The organism is Geomonas sp. Red276, assembly GCF_054784495.1.
Genome location: NZ_BLXW01000077.1, coordinates 1 through 2,678 on the forward strand (window position 1 = coordinate 1; position 2,678 = coordinate 2,678).

The 2,678-nt window shown below is 51.3% G+C and carries 2 protein-coding genes; one reads left to right on the forward strand and one right to left on the reverse strand.

The genetic code is table 11. From position 1 onward, the window contains the following. Window positions 1-324: 324 nt before the first annotated feature. Window positions 325-1,305 carry a transposase gene (locus tag ACYVL5_RS23425; RefSeq protein ID WP_460597964.1) on the reverse strand — a complete coding sequence of 327 codons (981 nt, stop codon included), beginning with the start codon at window positions 1,303-1,305 and terminating at the stop codon, window positions 325-327. Window positions 1,306-1,682: 377 nt separating this feature from the next. Between ACYVL5_RS23425 and ACYVL5_RS23430 the strand changes: the two genes are divergently transcribed. Then, window positions 1,683-2,330, forward strand: coding sequence for a hypothetical protein (locus ACYVL5_RS23430; protein WP_460597965.1), 648 nt, complete (start codon window positions 1,683-1,685; stop codon window positions 2,328-2,330). Window positions 2,331-2,678: the final 348 nt, after the last annotated feature.

The window sequence follows — 2,678 nt, forward strand, 5'->3', positions numbered from 1 at the left end:
CTTGTGGGGCACGGTGGGTTCTCCTTCTGAGGTTTGGTCGTTGGCGCTTCCAAACTACCAGAAAAACTCACTGTGTCCCTTCTTTTTTACCCCTCCTTCAGGGTGGTGCATTTTGAACTAGAATTCATCGAGGGTGGTAACCAGTACCGGGATGCCTATCCCTAACACATCATTACTGTCCAATGGCTCAACGGCAAGGATATGCTGAGGGGGACGTAGTTCACTTGGTTCACTTCCTTGGCGGCAGGGAGCCTGAAGCCGAGGTGACAGATCAATCAGCGAGGGAGGGGAGGTTCATCTGGGGCTGCGGGGGACGACGAGTATTCAACTTCTGGTCATCTCAAGTAGCTTCGGTATTGTCCTGCAAAGACTCTCCCCTCTACTTGTTGCAGCGACCACGGCGGCTTTCGAGATTGCCAGCTTTCTTGCCACTGCAATCCCGCGGTAGCCGAACTTTTGTGTGGAAATGAAGCATATGACGGCACGGCAATCTGAATACCTTTTCTGCTTGTTGCCGTCCAGCAATGAGGACAGGTCGGAGTCGAATACAGCGGCAACACGTTCCATGATGGTGTCGAGAGACTCCAATGGCCCAGCCGCAGTCTCTGTTGCTTCGGTTTCGTGCCACACGTGTTCGACGAACTTCCCACTGCCGAGGATGCGCTCGTCGTAGGGTTCGAACCCGTTACTGCCGGCCAGCTTCAAGTGTCGCTGCAGTCCGCCGCCGACAAGTTCGTCTCTTCTGCCCAGCGGGATGCCGTCGACGACGAAGGCATGGTACTTTTTCCTTGCCTTCTTGAGGTCGTTGTCGAACAGCAAGAGGACATCCTCAAGAACCTGTCCGGGGAGAAGGGAGAGCCCCATAACGCCGGCGTGCCCGCACCATTTATAGGAGTCCAGCCTTGGCATCGACGGCACGAGGCCTGCCCGAAGCGGATTGAGGTGGATATATCGGACCAGCTCTAGCAGGTAGGTGTCCTCCTCGCAGGCAATGGACTTGTAGCGGTTCTGGAAGAGGTGGCCGCAACGTCGATGCCGAAGGTTGAAGGTGACGGCGTAGCCGGTAAGAAGCCGCTGCATCATCTCTGGCAGCGTCTCCTTGGTCGGTCGTACAAGAAGGTGTGCATGGTTGGAGAGAAGTGCCCAGGCCAAACAATCTGTCTGGGTCTTCAAGAGCAGTCGGGACAGGCGCCCCAAAAAATCCGAGCGGTCGCGATCGTCGAGAAATATGGCTCTTTTCTCGATCCCTCGCACCATCACGTGCTGGAGCAGGCCGGCAATATTGAGACGCGAAGACCTTGGCATTCACCCAGTCTACCACTGTTGGACTGCATGTGAACCAAGTGAACTACGTCCCCCTCGGGGTGCTCTTAGCGGCGGTGTTGTCAGCGGGGCGTGGGACATTTCCACTAGCAGCAAATGTTTTTGGGGCAGTCTCTCTGCACCGTTAATTCCCGATGACAAAATTAAAGATCTGCTGTCAAAAAACCAGTTCCTAGACGTATTCATGTATGTCTATAAAAACCCATATGACAACTTCACCTCTTACATGCCATCTGCGTCTGGAGTCTACAGAAACTGTGACACAGACGTTTTGGTGAACTTCGTTGAATACTGGGCAGAGAGATATCCGTGGTTAAAACAACTAATGCTTCTTTAATCATATGGATTTGGAGATGTGTATGAAAAGTATCGAAACGGAGCACAGTATTAGCCTGAATGAAACCATCATCTGGCAGGGGAGGCCGAAGCATGGATTATTGTTTAGGAGGAAAGATCTCCCGTTGACCATGGTGTACATGCTTTTTTTCGTTTTTGCCGCCTCTATAGTTGCCTTCATCTTCACTTCCACGGGCTTTCCATTGATATTTTATTATTGCGGAGCTGTCCTGTTATTGGTTGCGGGTTATAGCTTGTTCGGCAGGTTTGTTGACGACGCAATGCTTCGTAAACGGACTAGATATGTTGTAACAGATCAGCACATCTTGATCAGTTTTGGTCCTTACTCCGGAAAAAGAAAGACCTTTACATTGCACATTGGAATCCCTCAACTCCCTCCTCAACTCATTGAGCTGACAGAACTTCCCGAGATAAAGCTTGTGAACATAGATAAAGACGGAAGTGGGACGATCGATTTTTCACTGCCGCCGATTTACAGGTCGCTGTGGGGAGGCCGAACTGGAGGCCAAGCCATTGTCATTTACCCCAGGTTCCAAGACATCAGCAATGCAGAGGAGGTCTACAGGAAAATAGTTGAAGCACGGAGAAAACGTTGCAGTGCTGTCGGAACCGAAGCGTTGTTTCACGAAGTAGAGCCCCGTCGTATATAGCCAACGGGTGTGCTTTCAGCGCGTCGGGATGCAGAAGGTGAAGAACGGTAGCGCCGTGCAGTCAACATATCTACTATCGGCAAAGGCAATGGCTCGTCTCCGTTGTCACGATTCACTTATTTGAGGATGTTTTTTTATGAGGAGATTCCGATTCGTACTTATCGGTCTACAGATTCTGCTGATGTTCTCAGTCACGACGGCCTACTCCGACTCATGCACGATGAATTCTAGTTCAAAATGCACCACCCTGAAGGAGGGGTAAAAAAGAAGGGACACAGTGAGTTTTTCTGGTAGTTTGGAAGCGCCAACGACCAAACCTCAGAAGGAGAACCCACCGTGCCCCACAAG